General features: G+C 60.4%; 17 protein-coding genes. 11 read left to right on the top strand and 6 right to left on the bottom strand.

The genetic code is table 11. The annotated features are described in order from the left end of the window. Positions 1–3 precede the first annotated feature (3 nt). The 5 genes from AC0Z8Z_RS21300 to AC0Z8Z_RS21280 form a co-directional block, all read right to left on the bottom strand. Positions 4–429 carry a DUF350 domain-containing protein gene (locus AC0Z8Z_RS21300; RefSeq protein ID WP_485620416.1) on the bottom strand — a complete coding sequence of 142 codons (426 nt, stop codon included), beginning with the start codon at positions 427–429 and terminating at the stop codon, positions 4–6. 12 nt (positions 430–441) lie between these two features. Beyond that, positions 442–1110, bottom strand: coding sequence for a DUF2491 family protein (locus tag AC0Z8Z_RS21295; RefSeq protein ID WP_122536532.1), 669 nt, complete (start codon positions 1108–1110; stop codon positions 442–444). A 49-nt stretch (positions 1111–1159) separates the two neighbouring features. Further along, a complete protein-coding gene (locus AC0Z8Z_RS21290; protein WP_205486345.1) occupies positions 1160–1723 on the bottom strand; it encodes a rhomboid family intramembrane serine protease in 564 nt (187 codons plus the stop codon). 73 nt (positions 1724–1796) lie between these two features. After that, complete coding sequence (locus AC0Z8Z_RS21285; protein ID WP_122624511.1) at positions 1797–2504, bottom strand: PspA/IM30 family protein; 708 nt, start codon at positions 2502–2504, stop codon at positions 1797–1799. 15 nt (positions 2505–2519) lie between these two features. Beyond that, on the bottom strand, positions 2520–3140 hold the full coding sequence (locus tag AC0Z8Z_RS21280; RefSeq protein WP_485620415.1) for a YjfI family protein: 621 nt from the start codon (positions 3138–3140) through the stop codon (positions 2520–2522). Positions 3141–3308: 168 nt separating this feature from the next. Between AC0Z8Z_RS21280 and AC0Z8Z_RS21275 the strand changes: the two genes are divergently transcribed. After that, on the top strand, positions 3309–4355 hold the full coding sequence (locus tag AC0Z8Z_RS21275) for an FUSC family protein (protein ID WP_485620414.1): 1047 nt from the start codon (positions 3309–3311) through the stop codon (positions 4353–4355). A 36-nt stretch (positions 4356–4391) separates the two neighbouring features. Here the strand turns inward: AC0Z8Z_RS21275 and ppk2 are convergent, their stop codons facing one another. After that, positions 4392–5303, bottom strand: coding sequence for a polyphosphate kinase 2 (gene ppk2 / locus AC0Z8Z_RS21270; RefSeq protein WP_074886916.1), 912 nt, complete (start codon positions 5301–5303; stop codon positions 4392–4394). Between the two features lie 247 nt (positions 5304–5550). On the opposite strand from ppk2, the gene AC0Z8Z_RS21265 reads away from it, so the two are divergent. The 10 genes from AC0Z8Z_RS21265 (at position 5551) to AC0Z8Z_RS21220 (ending at position 16503) form a co-directional block, all read left to right on the top strand. Then, complete coding sequence (locus AC0Z8Z_RS21265; RefSeq protein WP_172609921.1) at positions 5551–6012, top strand: Lrp/AsnC family transcriptional regulator; 462 nt, start codon at positions 5551–5553, stop codon at positions 6010–6012. Between the two features lie 143 nt (positions 6013–6155). After that, positions 6156–7850: a flavin monoamine oxidase family protein gene (locus AC0Z8Z_RS21260; protein WP_485620413.1), complete on the top strand. Its 1695-nt coding sequence runs from the start codon at positions 6156–6158 to the stop codon at positions 7848–7850. Between the two features lie 11 nt (positions 7851–7861). After that, positions 7862–8662, top strand: coding sequence for a carbon-nitrogen hydrolase family protein (locus AC0Z8Z_RS21255; protein ID WP_485620412.1), 801 nt, complete (start codon positions 7862–7864; stop codon positions 8660–8662). A gap of 94 nt (positions 8663–8756) precedes the next feature. Next, positions 8757–11120, top strand: a complete 2364-nt coding sequence (pqqF, locus tag AC0Z8Z_RS21250; protein WP_485620411.1) for a pyrroloquinoline quinone biosynthesis protein PqqF — start codon at positions 8757–8759, stop codon at positions 11118–11120. Between the two features lie 188 nt (positions 11121–11308). Further along, the gene (pqqA, locus tag AC0Z8Z_RS21245; protein ID WP_008365141.1) at positions 11309–11380 is read left to right on the top strand and encodes a pyrroloquinoline quinone precursor peptide PqqA; all 72 of its coding nucleotides are present in this window, start codon (positions 11309–11311) and stop codon (positions 11378–11380) included. Between the two features lie 92 nt (positions 11381–11472). Continuing rightward, on the top strand, positions 11473–12384 hold the full coding sequence (gene pqqB, locus AC0Z8Z_RS21240; RefSeq protein WP_065991311.1) for a pyrroloquinoline quinone biosynthesis protein PqqB: 912 nt from the start codon (positions 11473–11475) through the stop codon (positions 12382–12384). A 140-nt stretch (positions 12385–12524) separates the two neighbouring features. Continuing rightward, positions 12525–13280 carry a pyrroloquinoline-quinone synthase PqqC gene (gene pqqC, locus AC0Z8Z_RS21235; RefSeq protein ID WP_074886902.1) on the top strand — a complete coding sequence of 252 codons (756 nt, stop codon included), beginning with the start codon at positions 12525–12527 and terminating at the stop codon, positions 13278–13280. Then, a complete protein-coding gene (pqqD, locus tag AC0Z8Z_RS21230; protein WP_485620410.1) occupies positions 13277–13552 on the top strand; it encodes a pyrroloquinoline quinone biosynthesis peptide chaperone PqqD in 276 nt (91 codons plus the stop codon). Before pqqC ends, pqqD begins: the two co-directional genes overlap by 4 nt. Then, positions 13524–14711: a pyrroloquinoline quinone biosynthesis protein PqqE gene (gene pqqE, locus AC0Z8Z_RS21225; protein WP_485620409.1), complete on the top strand. Its 1188-nt coding sequence runs from the start codon at positions 13524–13526 to the stop codon at positions 14709–14711. Before pqqD ends, pqqE begins: the two co-directional genes overlap by 29 nt. Beyond that, on the top strand, positions 14677–16503 hold the full coding sequence (locus AC0Z8Z_RS21220; RefSeq protein WP_485620408.1) for a S9 family peptidase: 1827 nt from the start codon (positions 14677–14679) through the stop codon (positions 16501–16503). The genes pqqE and AC0Z8Z_RS21220 overlap by 35 nt, the downstream gene beginning before the upstream one ends. Positions 16504–16548: the final 45 nt, after the last annotated feature.

Below are 16548 nucleotides of genomic sequence, written 5' to 3'. Positions count from 1 at the left end.
CGATCAGGTCGACGGCGTCATGCAGGCCGAGTTGAGAAAACCGACACTGATCGAGACGCTGGCGGCATAGATCGCCGCAGCAAGCTCGCCTCGGGTAATGCGTGCGGAAAGATCCTTGAGGACCATGCTGGTCGCGGTAAACGCCAGCAACTGTACGACAGCCGCAATGATTGCCCAAATCACCACATCCAGTACGCTGATGCTGTAGGTGATGACGTTGCTGGCAGGCAGGGCGAAACCGATGAGTGCACCGCCCAGGGCGACAGCCGCAGCTACATTGCCCTCACGAATCTGGGCGAACTCCTTGTGCGGCGTCAGACGCGTGTAGGCCATCTGAAACAATGCGAACAACCCGCCGGCCACAATGATGTAGACCACAAAACTCAGCAACGACTGGAAGCTGACGGACATACGAAGCGCTTCAAGCATTTTTACTTCCTTTTAAATGACGGTGAAATCAGTGGACTGCAGGGTCACGCCGACCGACGTGGTGAAGGAAACAACGCCCTCCTCGTCCTCTTCAACGGACAGCAATAGAAACTCGCGTCGGTCCACCAGGCCCGTGTCCCGCGCGTACAACATGCTCAGGTGTTTGATGCGGTAGGCGCCGTCAGGGCTGACGACCTGCTCGTCCATGGGCGTGAGCTCGGTCTGGCCTTCTTCCGTGCCCCACTGACGCCCGTACTCCCAGCCGTCATGTTCGAACACCGGCAGACCGACGCTGGACTCAGGCCCCACAAGGCGCTTGAGCTCCGCCTCGCTGTTGATCGTGACGACGCTGCTGTAGCCGAACAGGATGATGTCCTGGACGTCTTCAGCGGCAGGCCCGTTCATCATGACTTGCAGCCAGTAATCTTCGTCCTCGAAGTAGAAGCGCACCAGACGAACCGATTGCCCCAGATCGACCTGCCCCACTGACCAGACCACTTCTTCGTCAGGAACCACCAGCTCCGAATGGCCGTCGAGCATCAGCTTGAGCGAGTCATCGAGGTCGAGCATACGACCGGTAGCCAGCCCGAGCGGATTAGCCAGGGCCGCATTGGCGAGGGGGTTGGAGCCGGCCGGTGGAATGGGCGACTCCAGCCCTAGCGCGCGTTTGATCCAGCTCATGTGTCATCTCCTTGAATTCGCGCCGAGGCGATGTAAAAAGTTGTGCCACTCACTGCGCCGGACCTCGCTCGACAAGCCGCCGTGAGTGCATTAGCCAGGCCGTCACAATACCGGCAAGCGCGCCACACAGGTGTGACTCAATCGATACACCCGGCACCGGAATGAAGCCAAAAATCAATCCGCTGTAGCCCAGCAGGGTCACCAGTGCAATCGCGAAGCTCGCCAGACTGCGCTGGTACCACGCCCGGGCCAGCAGATACGCCCACAAGCCGAAGATCAGACCGCTGGCGCCCACATGGATGACCGGACGACCGACCACCCAGACCATCAGCCCGCCGAGCACAACGATGAGCAGCACCACGCGCACGTATCGCTGAAGCCCCTCGGTTGCGACTAGCCAGCTCAGCACCACAAAAGGCAGAAGATTGCTCAGCAGGTGACGGACCGATCCATGCAAAAACGGGGAGAACACGATGCCCTGCAGGCCGGATAAGGTCCTGGGCACCAGGCCGTGAGACAGCAGGCTGTTGGCGGTCAGGGAGTTAACCATCTGCACAACGATCATCACAGCGGCAAGGCAGAGTATCGTCCGTAGTCCGTTTCCGATATTCATCTGCACACCGGTGAGCCGAAAAAAGAAGCCGAAAAAAAGGCAGACGGAAACCCGGCTGCCTTCTCTTACGGTGTTACTGGCCCGAGTTACCGCTCTGGCTTTGTGCTTTCAAGCGGGCGAGAACGTCAGCTGCGCCGCCGGTTTTCGAGCCAATCCCGGCATCCTGAAGACGACGCTCCAGATCGCCTCCGTTGGCAGCCTCGGTCAGCTCATCGGCCGCTTCAAGCCTGGCGTCCTGTTCATCCTGACGCTGCTTGATACGAGCCAGCGAACCCACTGCGGTTTCGAGTCGGCCATTGGCGCCGCCCGTTGCAGCAGCCGCGTTGATCTGCGCCTTTTGCACGCTGTCACGGGCCTTGGCCATATCGGTCTGCTGACGCAGGCCTTTGATCTGGCTTTCGGCCTTGATGACCTGTGCGGTCAATTTCGCCACATGGACGCCGAACTGATCGGCCGCGAGTTTTTCTTGATCGCGCAGAGCCGTCAGCTCGGCCACTTTCTCGGCGCACTCGAGGGCGAGGGCTTCTTCGCCTTTATTCATCGCGGCGAGCGCTTTCTGCTCCCAGTTGGCGATGTTCTTGTCGTGCTCTTCGACGCGCTGCAGCGAGAGCTTGTGCTTGGCCTTGATCTGGATCAGCTGGTTGCGCGCCGCGAGCATGGAGGCATCGGCGTCACGGATTTCCTGATCGAGGATTCGCAGTGCCTGAGCATCGACGATGGCTTCACCCACCTCGGAAGCCCCACCACGCAACGCTGTGACCATTTTTTTCCAAAGGCTCATTGATGTGTCTCCCGATTACTGTGAATCAACTTTAAGAAAATCTTCGTAGGCGTCGGCCGCATGAATCACGTTTTCTGCCAGCGTGAGCACCTCGTGGACGATGACCGTCAGCGAAGAGGCGGCGCTCAGTGCGCCAAACATGTTGTAGAAGGTTTCGCCGTTTGGCAGGGTCTCAATGCCGATCGACGACAGCGGGAACAGCTCCCGGCTGCGCAACACGGCGTCGTTGAAAGCGTCCGGGTCTTTGACCTCGGAGGCGTACACCAGCACGGAATCAACCAGGATCTGGTCGCCCGCAATGGCAATGATGATGGGCAAGCCGCCGAACTGGTTCATCACCAAGCTCAGACTCGGCTCGGCGCCTTGAATGAGGGTCAGCTCGATATCTTTGTCTTTCACCACGTCCAGCTCGGCGAACGCCGAGTGAAGTGTTTTGATCGTCCAATTGGTATTCTCAGTCATGAATCCCTCCAGTTTGATCCGGTTACCCAAGTAGGGCTGGCGTAGTACCTTTTCGATATCTCTCAATACCTCCGCGTTTTCCGGAAGTACGTACAGCTCTCGTTTCACGTACCCGGCAGCCGTCAGCCGAGCGCGCATTTCGCGCATGTAGTCGGTTGAAGTTTTCCGAGCCATTGAAGTCTTTCCTGAACATCACATGTGATAGCAACGCACCCTACGCGCAAGCATTGATATACGCAACATCTCACATGTGATGATTTTGTGAATGAAACCACGACGGTGGTGACGCGCCGCATTTACCGGGCTTCGGATATATTCATCTTCCCCATGGTCTGTAACCCCATGAACTCAGCCTCCCTCCCCTCCTGGCTTCGCCGCGTACTGCGTCCACTGCTGGACCCATACCGCCGCTATCGCCATGCCCGCTACATTCACGCCGGCCGAATCGTAGTCGGACTGCTGGTGTCGATACTGCTGACGACCGGTTTTCATCTGCCCCATGGGGAATGGGCGTCGGTGACGATGCTGATCGTGATTGGCGGGTTGCAGCACCACGGCAATATCGGCAAAAAGTCGGTGGAGCGCGCTTACGGGACTTTGATAGGCGCGGCACTGGGCCTGGCAGTCGTGGCGCAGGAAAGCTACTTGGGCATGCCATTGCTGACGTACGTGGTCATGTCGCTGATCTGCGGTTTCTTTGCGTATCACGCCATTGGCAAGGGCGGTTACACGGCGCTGCTGTCGGCCATCACCCTGTTTATCGTGGCGGGCCACGGTGATAACCCGATCACGGACGGGTTGTGGCGGACGGTGGACATCCTGATCGGCATCGCCCTCGCCCTGGCGTTTTCCTTCGCGCTGCCGTTGTATGCCGTGTATTCGTGGCGCTATAACCTGGCCAGTGGCCTGCGGGACTGTGCGCTGGCTTACGACCGCATCGCCAGCGGGCAGTCGATCACCGCAGACGAGCACGTGAAGTTGACCGCGCGAATGGGCGCGACGCTGTTGCAGCTGCGCTCGCTGATGCCGTCGGTGTCCAAGGAAGTAAAGATATCGATCGTTGAACTGGACGCCATTCAGCGCCACTACCGCATGTGCCTGAGCATCCTCGAGATTCTTTCGAACCTGCGTCCGGCAGATACTGGCAGTACAGGGGTGACGGCGGAGCAACGGCGAATCCGTCGCATGCTGATCGGTATGGCCCGCGCGCTGCAGACCGGTGCAACTGAACGTTTGCAGCGGCCAACCGAGAGTTTGACCGTCGGGCCCGACGTTCCAACCGCCTCGACCGAGGTGCTCGGTTATCAGCTGATGACCCGCCAGTTCACCCAGAACCTCGAAAGCCTGCAACACCGACTGGCGAAAACAGCGCCGGCGTGGAAGATCTGAACCCTGCCAGCGCTGTGATCACATATCGGCGGAGGATCAATAAACCGGCGGAACAACCATCTCGCGCGGTACCGGTGCCCGTAGGTAATTGGCGTTGTACTCGCGTTCCGGCAGCACCACTTGCGGTGTTTCGGTATCGCCGCGCGGGATCTGCTCCAGCAGGTGATGAATGCAGTTCAGGCGCGCCCGCTTCTTGTCGTCGGCCTCGACGATCCACCACGGCGCGACATCGGTGTGGGAACGGGTGAGCATTTCTTCTTTCGCATTGGTGTAGTCCTCCCAGCGACGGCGGGACTCAAGGTCCATCGGCGACAGCTTCCACTGTTTCAGCGGGTCATGGATGCGCATCAGAAAGCGCCGGTATTGCTCGTCGTCGGTGATGGAGAACCAGTACTTGATCAGGATGATGCCCGAGCGCACCAGCATTTTTTCGAACTCGGGGACGGTGCGGAAAAACTCTTCGTACTCCTCGTCATTGCAGAAGCCCATGACCCGCTCTACCCCGGCCCGGTTGTACCAGCTGCGGTCGAACAGCACCATTTCGCCGGCGGCGGGCAGGTGCGCGACATAGCGCTGGAAGTACCACTGCGTGCGCTCGCGTTCACTCGGCGCGGTCAGTGCAGCCACGCGGCACACCCGCGGATTGAGTCGTTGAGTGATGCGCTTGATCGCACCGCCCTTGCCTGCCGCATCCCGGCCTTCAAACAGCACGACAACCTTGAGCTTCTGGCTGACCACCCAGTCCTGCAGTTTAACCAGCTCGCCTTGCAGGCGTAGCAGCTCGCGGAAGTACAGGCGGCGATCAATCCCCTTGGGCACCTCCTCACCCAAGTCAGCCAACAAGCCATCCAGGCGCGCGTCGTCGTACTCCATTTCCAGTTCTTCGTCGAAGCTATCGAGGATATCGGCCTGGATGTAACGGGCGGTTTCGGAGAAATCCAGAGTCATGACGAGGCTCCCGGCGTGGATTCAAAGGGGTGGGGAGAGAATTTAGGCACGCCAGGGGTGACAGAAGAATGACAAAAGCCTTACAGCGCGGAAAAGTCCTACATGACCAACGCAGGTTTTCTGGCGCCCATCCCTGCTGGATGAGCGACGCAGAATGCCTGAGCTTTCGCGTCGCCTTGCCTTCGAATATCACCCCAACCCCCACGGAATCTCCTAACATGCCCCGCTTGCCGAAGGAGATACACCCTTGCCTGACACCCGCCCCCCAGCAATCGATGACATCGACCGCAAACTGATCGCCGCGCTGCAAATCAATGCCCGGGAACCGGTCGCCAATCTAGCTCGGCAATTGGGCATTGCGCGCACCACCGTGACCTCGCGACTGGCGCGCCTGGAAAAAGCCAAGGTCATCACCGGCTATGGCGTGCGACTGGGTCAGCGGCTGGTGGACGGCGGGCTGCAGGCCTATGTCGGGATCACCGTGCAGCCTCGCTCAGGCAAGGAAGTGCTGCGACGGCTGAGTGCGCTGGCGCAGGTGCAACAGTTGTGTGCCGTGAGCGGCGAATTCGATTACGTGGCGTGGCTGCGCACGGATTCGCCGGAGCAGCTGGATCAGATGCTTGATTTGATCGGCAGTGTCGATGGCGTCGAGAAGACCACTACGTCGATCATCCTGAGCAGCAAAATCGACCGCGGGCAGCCGTCCTGAACTGACCGCTCCTGACAATATGACGAAGCGCTTCGTCACTTTGCCGGCATTCTCGACACATCGACAACACTCTGCGTCTTAATAACGTCCCAACTGTTATCTAGACTTGTCCACTTTCGCGCCGCAGTCGAACAAGGTCAGTCATGAAGAACAATCGCCACCCCGCCAACGGAAAAAAACCGATCACGATTTTCGGCCCGGACTTCCCGTTCGCCTTCGATGACTGGATCGAACACCCGGCGGGCCTCGGCAGCATTCCGACGGAAAACCTCGGTAAAGAAGTGGCGATCGTCGGCGCGGGTATCGCGGGGCTGGTGGCGGCTTATGAGCTCATGAAGCTGGGGCTCAAACCCGTCGTTTACGAAGCCTCGAAAATGGGCGGCCGTTTGCGCTCACAACAGTTCGAAGGCGCTGAAGGCATCATCGCCGAACTGGGCGGCATGCGCTTCCCGGTCTCCTCCACCGCCTTTTATCACTACGTCGACAAGCTCGGCCTTGAATCCAAGCCCTTCCCCAACCCGCTGACGGCTGCCTCCGGCAGCACAGTGATTGACCTGGAAGGCAGCACCCACTACGCACAAAAACTGTCGGACTTGCCTGCACTGTTTCAGGAAGTCGCCGACGCCTGGGCCGACGCGCTGGAAGCCGGCTCGCAGTTTGCCGACATTCAGCAAGCCATCCGCGACCGCGATGTGCCTCGGCTCAAAGCGTTGTGGAACAAGCTGGTGCCGTTGTGGGACGACCGCACGTTCTATGACTTTGTCGCCACGTCCAAGGCCTTCGCCAAACTGTCGTTCTATCACCGCGAAGTCTTTGGTCAGGTCGGTTTTGGCACCGGTGGCTGGGACTCGGACTTCCCGAACTCGATGCTGGAGATCTTCCGCGTGGTCATGACCAACTGCGACGATCACCAGCACCTGATCGTCGGCGGCGTCGCGCAAGTCCCTATCGGCATCTGGCGCCACGCCCCTGAACGTTGCGCGCATTGGCCCGAGGGCACCAGCCTGTCGACGCTGCACCGAGGCGCCCCGCGCACGGGCGTCAAAGGCATCAGCCGCGCCGCCAACGGCCAGTTCGCGGTCACAGACAATCTGGGGGATGTTCGCCATTACGATGCGGTTCTGGCGACGTGCCAGAGCTGGTTGCTGACCACGCAGATCGAGTGCGAAGAGTCGCTGTTCTCGCAGAAGATGTGGATGGCACTGGACCGCACGCGCTACATGCAGTCGTCGAAAACCTTCGTCATGGTCGACCGGCCGTTCTGGAAGGACAAAGACCCGGAAACCGGCCGCGACCTGATGAGCATGACCCTGACCGATCGCCTGACCCGTGGCACTTATCTGTTCGATAACGGCACCTATTCCAACGGCGTCGAGAAGCCGGGGGTGATTTGCCTGTCGTACTCGTGGATGAGCGACGCGCTGAAAATGCTCCCTCACCCCGTGGAAAAGCGCGTCAGCCTGGCGCTGGGCGCGCTGAAAAAGATCTACCCGAAGGTCGATATCGCCGCACGCGTCATCGGAGACCCGATCACCGTGTCGTGGGAATCCGACCCACACTTCCTCGGTGCTTTCAAAGGCGCGCTGCCGGGCCACTACCGCTACAACCAGCGGATGTACGCGCATTTCATGCAGAAGGACATGCCTGACGAGCAACGGGGCATTTTCATCGCCGGTGACGACGTGTCCTGGACGCCGGCCTGGGTTGAGGGCGCTGTGCAGACGTCGCTGAACGCGGTGTGGGGCATCATGACCCACTTTGGCGGCAAGACTCACGCCGAGAACCCGGGCCCGGGTGACGTGTTCCACGAGATCGGCCCGATCGTTTTGCCGGAATAAGGAAGCCTCCAATGCGCGTCGCCCTCTACCAATGCCCGCCGTTGCCCCTCGATGTCAGCGCCAATCTTCGGCGCCTGGAAGCTCAGGCGGTCGAGGCATCGGCGCAGGGGGCGAAGCTGCTGGTCCTTCCGGAGATGTTTCTCAGCGGGTACAACATTGGTGCCCAGGCCGCGCGGGAGTTGGCGCAAGCGAGCGACGGCCCGGCTGCGTTGAGGATTGCCGAGATCGCTCAAGCAACGGGTATCGCGATTCTGTACGGCTACCCGGAGTTGAGTGGCGACGGTCAGGTATACAACGCGGTGCAGTTGATCGACGCGCAAGGTGTTCGGCTCTGCAATTACCGTAAGACCCATCTGTACGGCGAGCTGGACAACGCGATGTTTAGCGCAGGCGATGAGCACTTTCCGGTGGTGGCTTTTGGGGACTGGAAGCTCGGATTTCTGATCTGCTACGACGTCGAGTTTCCCGAGAACACGCGCCGTCTGGCCTTGGCCGGCGCAGACCTGATTCTGGTACCGACCGCAAACATGGCGCCCTACGACTTCGTCGCGGAAGTCACCGTGCGGGCCCGTGCCTTCGAAAACCAGTGCTACCTGGTCTACGCCAATTATTGCGGCAGTGAGGGCGATATCCATTACTGCGGCTTGAGCAGTGTCTGCGCGCCGGACGGTCGACAAATCGGTCTTGCCGGTCAGGATGAGACCTTGGTGATGGCAGATCTGGACCGTGACGCGATGAGTGAATCCCAAACGATCAATACCTATTTCAAGGATCGCCGGCCAGGGTTTTATTCGGGACTGGGGAAGCCGTAAGGTCATCATTCGACGTCGCCACTGCGCACGTCCCACACCTGCACGCCCTTTATCCGCTAGCATGGCCGCTCAGTCATCCAACATCACAAGCGCCATGCCCAACCCCATCAGCCAACGATCCCTGACCCTGTCCAACGGCTTGAATGTGGTGCTGGTTTCGGCCCCACGTTTGAAGCGTTGCGCTGCGGCGTTGCGGGTCGCGGCAGGCAGTCATGATGTTTCGCCCCGCTGGCCGGGGCTTGCGCATTTCCTTGAGCATCTGTTCTTTCTCGGCACCGAGCGCTTTGCGGCTGACGAAAAGCTGATGGCGTTCGTGCAGCGCCACGGCGGGCAAGTGAACGCCAGCACACGCGAGCGCACCACCGACTTTTTCTTCGAACTGCCGCGCGCCATGTTCGCCGACGGTCTTGAGCGGCTGTGCGAAATGCTCGCCCATCCGCGCATGACGATTCCCGATCAGCTGCAAGAACGGGAGGTGCTGCACGCGGAATTCATCGCCTGGTCGCGGGACGATGCCTCTCGTGACCTGCTGAAGCGCCTGCAGCCCTTGTCGGCCTTGCATCCGATTCGATGGTTTCATGCCGGCAATCGCTTCAGTCTTCCGGTTCCCCGTCAGGCATTCCAGCATGCGCTGCAGGATTTCTACCGACGGTTCTATCAGGCCGGGCAGATGACGTTGAGCCTCGCGGGGCCTCAGTCGCTGGATGAACTGGAACAATTGGCCACGCAGTCTGGCGGGTGTTTCGCTCAAGGTATTCGGGTTGAGCAACAGCATCCGCCTGCGCTGCTCACTGATGCACCGAAGCCAATCGGCGAGGCTGATCAGCGTCGGATGCATCTGACGTTTGCGTGCGAAGGCTTACCGGTCGGACAGGAGCATGCTGCTGCCTTTCTCTGTACCTGGATGAGCGATGCGCAAGCGGGTGGGCTGGTGGCGGAGTTGCGCGAACAGGGATTGATTGAGTCTCTGAAGGCTGAGGTCATGTATGAATTTGCCGGTCAGGCATTAGTCGACGTCGCGTTCGTGTCGGCTGCAACGCCTCCCGACGCGTCATCGCACGTACCAGCACTGGTTTTCAGCTGGCTCGCCTTCTTCAAATTTCATTACCGTCAGTCGATCGAAGAATACGCACGGCTGGAACAGCGGCGTCTGGCCGTCAGCGGTGCGCTGTCGCTGGCGCGGTATTACAGCGCTGAACCTGATGCGGCGGGTCTGTCGACAGAGGCGGTTGATGCGCTGCTCAGCCAGCTCACACCCGCAGCGCTGTTACGCACGCAAGTCGAGCCCTTGGCGTGTGGCTCATCCAGCGTTGAGTGGCGGCTGCCTGAGCCCAATCCATTTCTGAAACCCGCAACGGCATCTACCATGCCGACCTTGCCCTTGGCCAAGCTGACATTCAGCAATGCGCTGCCAGCAAACGGCGAGGCCGCGCTGTACCTACGATGGACGCTCGTTACTGCGCAGCCCAAGCTTGCGCGAATGTTGGAAGAAAGCCTGAGATCACTGGCGGCCCAAGCCAGTCAAGCGGGAGTCACGCTGGCATTCAGTGCCTACGGCAGGTTCTGGCAGCTGAAAGTCTCAGGCCTGGCGGAACCGTTGCCCGCCGTACTGGAAGAGGCGCTGAGTCTGCTCGTCCAGCCGGATGCGCAAACCCTGGCGCGCTACGGTGCGCCAACTGATGAACCGGCCGCTATCCCGATCCGTCAGCTGTTGAAGACGCTTCCTGATCATTATTTGAACAATTCAGTCACCCCACACACCCACGACCTGCAGCGCGTGTGGGCTGAGGCCAGTTGGACAGGGTTTGTCACGGGTTTTACACCCTCAGCGGGCAATGTGTTGAGCCACGCTGCCCGGCTCATCCACGGTCTGCCTGATGGTTCGGCACTCGCAACACCTCGAGACACAGGAAACCGGTGGGTAATCGAACCGTCCGAGTCTTCCGAAACTGCGGTGCTGATGTTCTATCCAGCGCCATCCGATTCTCTCCATGACGAAGCCACATGGCGACTCTTCGCACAGCTGATGCAGGCCCCGTTCTACCAGCGTCTGCGTGTCGAGCTGCAACTGGGCTACGCCGTCTTCAGCGGTTTCCGACAGATCGCCGGGCATGGAGGTCTCCTGTTTGGCGTGCAATCCCCTAGCGCGAGCGCGGAACAGCTCGTAGCGCACATCGAGACCTTCATCGAGGGTCTGCCGGCATTGATCAACGCCGCAGACCTACCCGCGCAGGTAAAAATCCTGCAGGACCAACTCGAAACGGCTGACATGGAGCACCTGCAAGCAGCCGAACTCCTCTGGCAAGCGCACCTGGCAGGCCACAGCACTGATTACTGCACCCGCCTGCAACATTCCCTTGCACATCTTCGGCAGGACGCTTTGCTCGAAGCCGCCCATCGGCTGGCACAGCCGGACGGCGCCCGCCTGTGCCTGTCAAACCGTGCCAGTCCGCTCTAGCCCGCGCAGGTCATGGTCCGCAAACAGCCGATCATTGCCCGTTGTGCAAGGATCTTTATCGGATATTTCATCATTGGGCCGCCGATAATTTTAGTAACATAGCCCCCTAAGCATTTGAACGTCTCCGCTCGCCGGAGCACTAACGAATGTAGTCACCCACCGCTGCACTAACCCAGAAGGAGTCAATTATGTGGACTAAACCTGCTTACACTGATCTGCGTATCGGCTTTGAAGTCACCATGTACTTCGCAAGCCGTTGATTGTTGCGCGGTGAGAAGCCTCGGTTCGCCGGGGCTTTTTTATTAACGCGATTCTGATTTCAGGGCCGATCGGCCGTCGCTACGGGGTTCACATGCACATCCAGATTCTCGGTTCCGCCGCCGGCGGTGGTTTCCCTCAGTGGAACTGCAACTGCGCCAATTGCGCAGGCTTTCGCGACGGCAGCTTGCGGGCGCACGCGCGCACCCAGTCGTCCATCGCGCTGTCGGACGACGGTGTGAACTGGATCTTGTGCAATGCCTCTCCCGACATCCGCGCCCAGCTCCAGGGTTTCGCCCCGATGCAGCCCAATCGTGGCCTGCGCGACACCGGGATCAGCGCGATCATTCTGATGGACAGCCAGATCGACCACACCACCGGGCTGCTGAGCCTGCGTGAAGGCTGCCCGCATCAAGTCTGGTGCACAGACATGGTCCACGAGGACCTGAGCACCGGTTTCCCGCTGTTCAACATGCTCAAACACTGGAATGGCGGCCTGGCCTGGAATCGCATTGAGCTGGAAGGCAGCTTTGTCATTCCAGCCTGTCCGAACCTGCGCTTTACGCCATTTCCACTGCGCAGCGCGGCACCGCCCTACTCGCCTCACCGATTCGACCCGCACCCGGGCGACAACATCGGCTTGATGGTCGAGGACCTGAGCACCGGCGGCAAATTGTTCTACGCCCCAGGTCTGGGCAAAGTCGACGATGCCCTCATGGAGAAAATGAGCGGCGCCGACTGTCTGTTGGTCGACGGCACAATGTGGGACGACGATGAAATGCAGCGTCGTGGCGTCGGCACCCGCACCGGGACGGAGATGGGTCATCTGGCGCAAAACGGCCCCGGCGGCATGCTCGAAGTGCTGGAAAAGCTGCCGCAACAGCGCAAGGTGCTTATCCATATCAACAACACCAACCCTATCCTCGACGAAGACTCGCCCGAGCGCGCTGAACTGGCGCGGCGGAACGTCGAAGTGGCATTCGACGGGATGAGCATCGAGCTTTAAGAACGCTGAATAACCGACTGTGGGGTGAGTTTGCTCCTGAAGGTGTCAGATCAGCCAGCCGATGAGGCACAGGTAGATCGCCTTCGTGAGCAAGCCCACTCCCACGAGATCTGCGGAAATTCTTGACGAGAACTGCCGACATGAGCGATGCAACGCCGCTGTCCCCCGCTGAATTTGAACAGGCCCTGCGCGCCAAGGGCGCGTATTACCACATCTATCACCCCTTTCATGTGGCGATGTACGAAGGGCGCGCGACCCGCGAGCAGATTCAGGGCTGGGTCGCCAACCGGTTCTACTATCAGGTGAATATCCCGCTGAAGGACGCTGCGATCCTGGCCAACTGCCCGGACCGGGAGATCCGCCGCGAGTGGATACAGCGCTTGCTGGATCATGACGGAGCGCCCGGTGAAGACGGTGGCATCGAAGCCTGGCTGCGTCTGGGTCAGGCCGTGGGACTGGATCCTGACCAGCTTCGCTCGCAGGAACTGGTCCTGCCCGGCGTACGATTTGCGGTCGATGCCTACGTCAACTTCGCCCGTCGCGCCAATTGGCAGGAAGCGGCGAGCAGTTCGCTGACCGAGCTGTTTGCGCCGCAGATCCATCAGTCGCGTCTGGACAGCTGGCCGCAGCACTATCCGTGGATCGATCCGACCGGCTACGAATACTTCCGCACCCGCCTGGGCCAGGCCCGCCGCGACGTCGAGCATGGTCTGGCGATCACGCTGCAGCACTACACCACGCGGGAAGGCCAAGAGCGCATGCTGGAAATTCTGCAGTTCAAACTCGACATTTTGTGGAGCATGCTCGATGCCATGAGCATGGCCTACGAGCTGAACCGCCCGCCCTACCACAGCGTGACCGACCAACGCGTCTGGCACAAAGGAATTGCCCTATGAGCTTCAATCGCGAACAGGTGCCCAACTGGCGCCGCGGTTATCGTTTCCAGTTCGAGCCCGCGCAAAACGGTCACGTGCTGCTTTATCCTGAAGGCATGATCAAGCTCAACGAAAGCGCGAGCGGGATTGGCGGTTTGATCGATGGTCAGCGCAGCGTCGGCGCGATCATTGCGCTGCTCGACGAAAAATTCCCCGGCGTTCCCGAGCTCGGCACTGACGTCGAGCAATTCATGGAGGTCGCCCGTGCAGAGCTCTGGATCGAATTTGCCTGACTTAGTGAACACGCGGTCCGACGTCTACATTCCGCCCACGCCCCCGGTCGGGCTGCCGCTGTGGCTGCTCGCCGAGCTGACCTATCGCTGCCCGCTGCAATGCCCGTATTGCTCAAACCCGCTGGACTTTGCCAAGCAGGGGCAGGAGTTGACCACCGAGCAGTGGTTCAAGGTCATGGCCGAAGCCCGGCAAATGGGCGCGGCGCAGATCGGCTTCTCAGGGGGCGAGCCCCTGGTGCGCCAGGACTTGGCGGAGCTGATTGCCGAAGCGCGGCGGCTGGGCTTCTACACCAACCTGATCACTTCCGGCATCGGCCTGACCGAGCAGAAGATCATCGACTTCAAGGAAGCCGGGCTGGACCACATCCAGATCAGTTTCCAGGCCAGCGACGAGCAAGTGAACAACATGCTCGCCGGCTCGAAAAAAGCCTTCGCGCAGAAGCTGGAAATGGCCCGCGCTGTGAAAAAGCATGGCTACCCGATGGTCCTCAACTTCGTGACCCATCGGCACAACATCGACAAGATCGACAAGATCATCGAGCTGTGTGTGGCGCTGGAAGCGGACTTCGTGGAGCTGGCGACCTGTCAGTTCTACGGCTGGGCACACCTGAATCGTGTGGGCTTGCTGCCGACCAAAGACCAACTCGTGCGCGCCGAACGCATTACTAACGAATACCGGGTCAAGCTCGCCGCTGAAAATCACCCGGTGAAGTTGATCTTCGTCACCCCGGATTATTACGAAGAGCGTCCGAAAGCCTGCATGAATGGCTGGGGCAATCTGTTCCTCACCGTGACGCCGGATGGTACTGCGCTGCCGTGCCATGGCGCGCGGCAGATGCCGATCCAGTTTCCCAACGTGCGCGATCACACCATGCAGCACATCTGGTACGAGTCGTTCGGTTTCAATCGCTTTCGCGGTTACGAGTGGATGCCAGAGCCTTGCCGCTCCTGCGACGAGAAGGAAAAAGACTTCGGTGGCTGCCGCTGTCAGGCGTTCATGCTCACCGGCGATGCAAGCAATACGGACCCGGTGTGCAGCAAGTCGCCGCAGCATCACTTGATCACCCAAGCCCGTGATGAAGCCGAGTATGCTAGCCAGACCATCGAGCAACTGGCCTTCCGCAATGAACGAAACTCACGCCTCATCGCCAAGTCCTGACCTTCTTTCTGCCGCCCAGGCTGTGGCGGCAGGCACCGATTTCGCCGAACTCAGCGTCAGCCCTGCGGGGCTTTTCTGGAGTGAATTCCGCCCGCAGGATGCCGCCACACGCATCTGGCGCTGGCACGACGGCGCGACCGTTTGCCTGACACCCGAGGGTTTCAGCGTGCGCAGCCGGGTGTATGAATACGGCGGCGGGTCGTTCTGCCTGACTGACGATGCTGCGGTATTCGTCAACGAAGCGGACCAGCAGATTTACCTCCAGCCCTTCGACTCCCAAACACCTCAACCCCTGACCCAGGGCGACAAGCTCTTCGGAGATGTCCGCTACGCGAGTGGGCAGATTCTGGCGGTTGAGGAGGATAAGGACACTCACCGGCTGGTCGCGATCGACGTCGCTGACGGCCGCCGGCAGGTACTGGCCGAAGGCGCCGATTTTTATGCATCGCCCACCGTCAGTCCGGATGGCAATCGCCTGGTGTGGATAGAGTGGTGGCGGCCCCATCAGCCGTGGACGTCTACGCGACTCATGAGCGTCGAACGCCAGGCCGATCTCGCGTGGGGACGGCCGCACTGCCTCGCGGGCGGGCTGGGGCTGGAATCGCTGCAGCAACCCCGCTTTGATGAGGCTGGCCGCCTGTATTGCCTGACCGACCGCGCCGGCTTCTGGCAGCCGTGGGTTGAGACGCTGGATGGTTTTGAAGCGCTGCCTGCCGCCGCTGCCGATCACGCTTCGGCGCCGTGGCAACTGGGCGCGTCGACCTGGGCGCCGCTGAGTGATGGCGCTTACCTCGCCGCTTGGTTCGAGGACGGCAAAGGTCTGCTCGGCCTGCGTTCGGCGCAGGGTTCAGTTGAAGATTTCAGCGGGGATTACAGCCGTTTCAGAAGCCTCGCGGTGGACGCGGATTACCTCTATTGCATCGCGGCGTCGCCCGTCAGCCCTTCTGCGGTGATTGCCATCAGCCGTGCTGACAAGCGCGTTCAGGTGCTGGCCGGCGGCGTGAGCCCCCTCCCCGTCGAGCGAATCAGCCAGCCGCAAACCCTGCGTTATCCGAGCGGCTCGAGCGAAGCGCACGGGTATTTCTATCCGGCCATGAATGGCGACGATAAGCCGCCGCTGGTGGTGTTCATCCACGGCGGCCCGACCTCCGCCTGCTATCCCGCACTGGACCCGCGCATTCAGTTCTGGACCCAACGGGGCTTCGCTGTCGCTGACCTCAACTATCGCGGAAGCACCGGTTACGGCCGAGCGTATCGTCAGGCGCTGTTTCTGGAATGGGGCGTTGTCGACGTCGAAGACGCGTGTGCGGTGGTCGAGTACCTGGGCAATCAGGGTTTGATCGATCCGGAAAACGCATTCATCCGCGGCGGCAGTGCAGGTGGCTATACGACGCTGTGCGCATTGGCCTTCAAGGATGTGTTCCGCGCGGGCGCGAGCCTGTATGGGGTGAGCGATCCGCTGGCACTGGCGGAAGCCACGCACAAGTTCGAAGCGGATTACCTGGACTGGCTGATCGGCGACCCCGATGTCGACATGGCGCGCTACCGGGAGCGCACGCCGCTGCTGCATGCCGACCAGATCAAGGTTCCTGTGATTTTCTTCCAAGGCGAACTCGACGCCGTGGTCGTCCCAGCCCAGACCCGCGACATGCTCAAGGCGTTACTGGAAAACGGCATCCCGGCCGAAGGACACTTCTACCCCGACGAACGCCACGGCTTCCGCAAAGCGGCCAACCTAGCCCATGCACTGGAGACCGAGTGGGCGTTTTACCGGAAAGTGATTGATGGGTGATTTGAGGTTGTTCAGTTCGCGCGGATTTCGGTAGGACCGGCTTCA

It is taken from the genome of Pseudomonas sp. 1L-C-7-B-C1, from assembly GCF_057291635.1.
This window is presented reverse-complemented; position numbering and strand designations above follow the sequence as displayed.

Bases quoted from the DNA above. Each gene is read 5' to 3' on its own strand.
- AC0Z8Z_RS21300 (WP_485620416.1), bottom strand. From the start codon at position 429: ATGCTTGAAGCGCTTCGTATGTCCGTCAGCTTCCAGTCGTTGCTGAGT.
- AC0Z8Z_RS21295 (WP_122536532.1), bottom strand. From the start codon at position 1,110: ATGAGCTGGATCAAACGCGCGCTAGGGCTGGAGTCGCCCATTCCACCG.
- AC0Z8Z_RS21290 (WP_205486345.1), bottom strand. From the start codon at position 1,723: ATGAATATCGGAAACGGACTACGGACGATACTCTGCCTTGCCGCTGTG.
- AC0Z8Z_RS21285 (WP_122624511.1), bottom strand. From the start codon at position 2,504: ATGAGCCTTTGGAAAAAAATGGTCACAGCGTTGCGTGGTGGGGCTTCC.
- AC0Z8Z_RS21280 (WP_485620415.1), bottom strand. From the start codon at position 3,140: ATGGCTCGGAAAACTTCAACCGACTACATGCGCGAAATGCGCGCTCGG.
- AC0Z8Z_RS21275 (WP_485620414.1), top strand. From the start codon at position 3,309: ATGAACTCAGCCTCCCTCCCCTCCTGGCTTCGCCGCGTACTGCGTCCA.
- ppk2 (WP_074886916.1), bottom strand. From the start codon at position 5,303: ATGACTCTGGATTTCTCCGAAACCGCCCGTTACATCCAGGCCGATATC.
- AC0Z8Z_RS21260 (WP_485620413.1), top strand. From the start codon at position 6,156: ATGAAGAACAATCGCCACCCCGCCAACGGAAAAAAACCGATCACGATT.
- AC0Z8Z_RS21255 (WP_485620412.1), top strand. From the start codon at position 7,862: ATGCGCGTCGCCCTCTACCAATGCCCGCCGTTGCCCCTCGATGTCAGC.
- pqqF (WP_485620411.1), top strand. From the start codon at position 8,757: ATGCCCAACCCCATCAGCCAACGATCCCTGACCCTGTCCAACGGCTTG.
- pqqB (WP_065991311.1), top strand. From the start codon at position 11,473: ATGCACATCCAGATTCTCGGTTCCGCCGCCGGCGGTGGTTTCCCTCAG.
- pqqC (WP_074886902.1), top strand. From the start codon at position 12,525: ATGAGCGATGCAACGCCGCTGTCCCCCGCTGAATTTGAACAGGCCCTG.
- pqqD (WP_485620410.1), top strand. From the start codon at position 13,277: ATGAGCTTCAATCGCGAACAGGTGCCCAACTGGCGCCGCGGTTATCGT.
- AC0Z8Z_RS21220 (WP_485620408.1), top strand. From the start codon at position 14,677: ATGAACGAAACTCACGCCTCATCGCCAAGTCCTGACCTTCTTTCTGCC.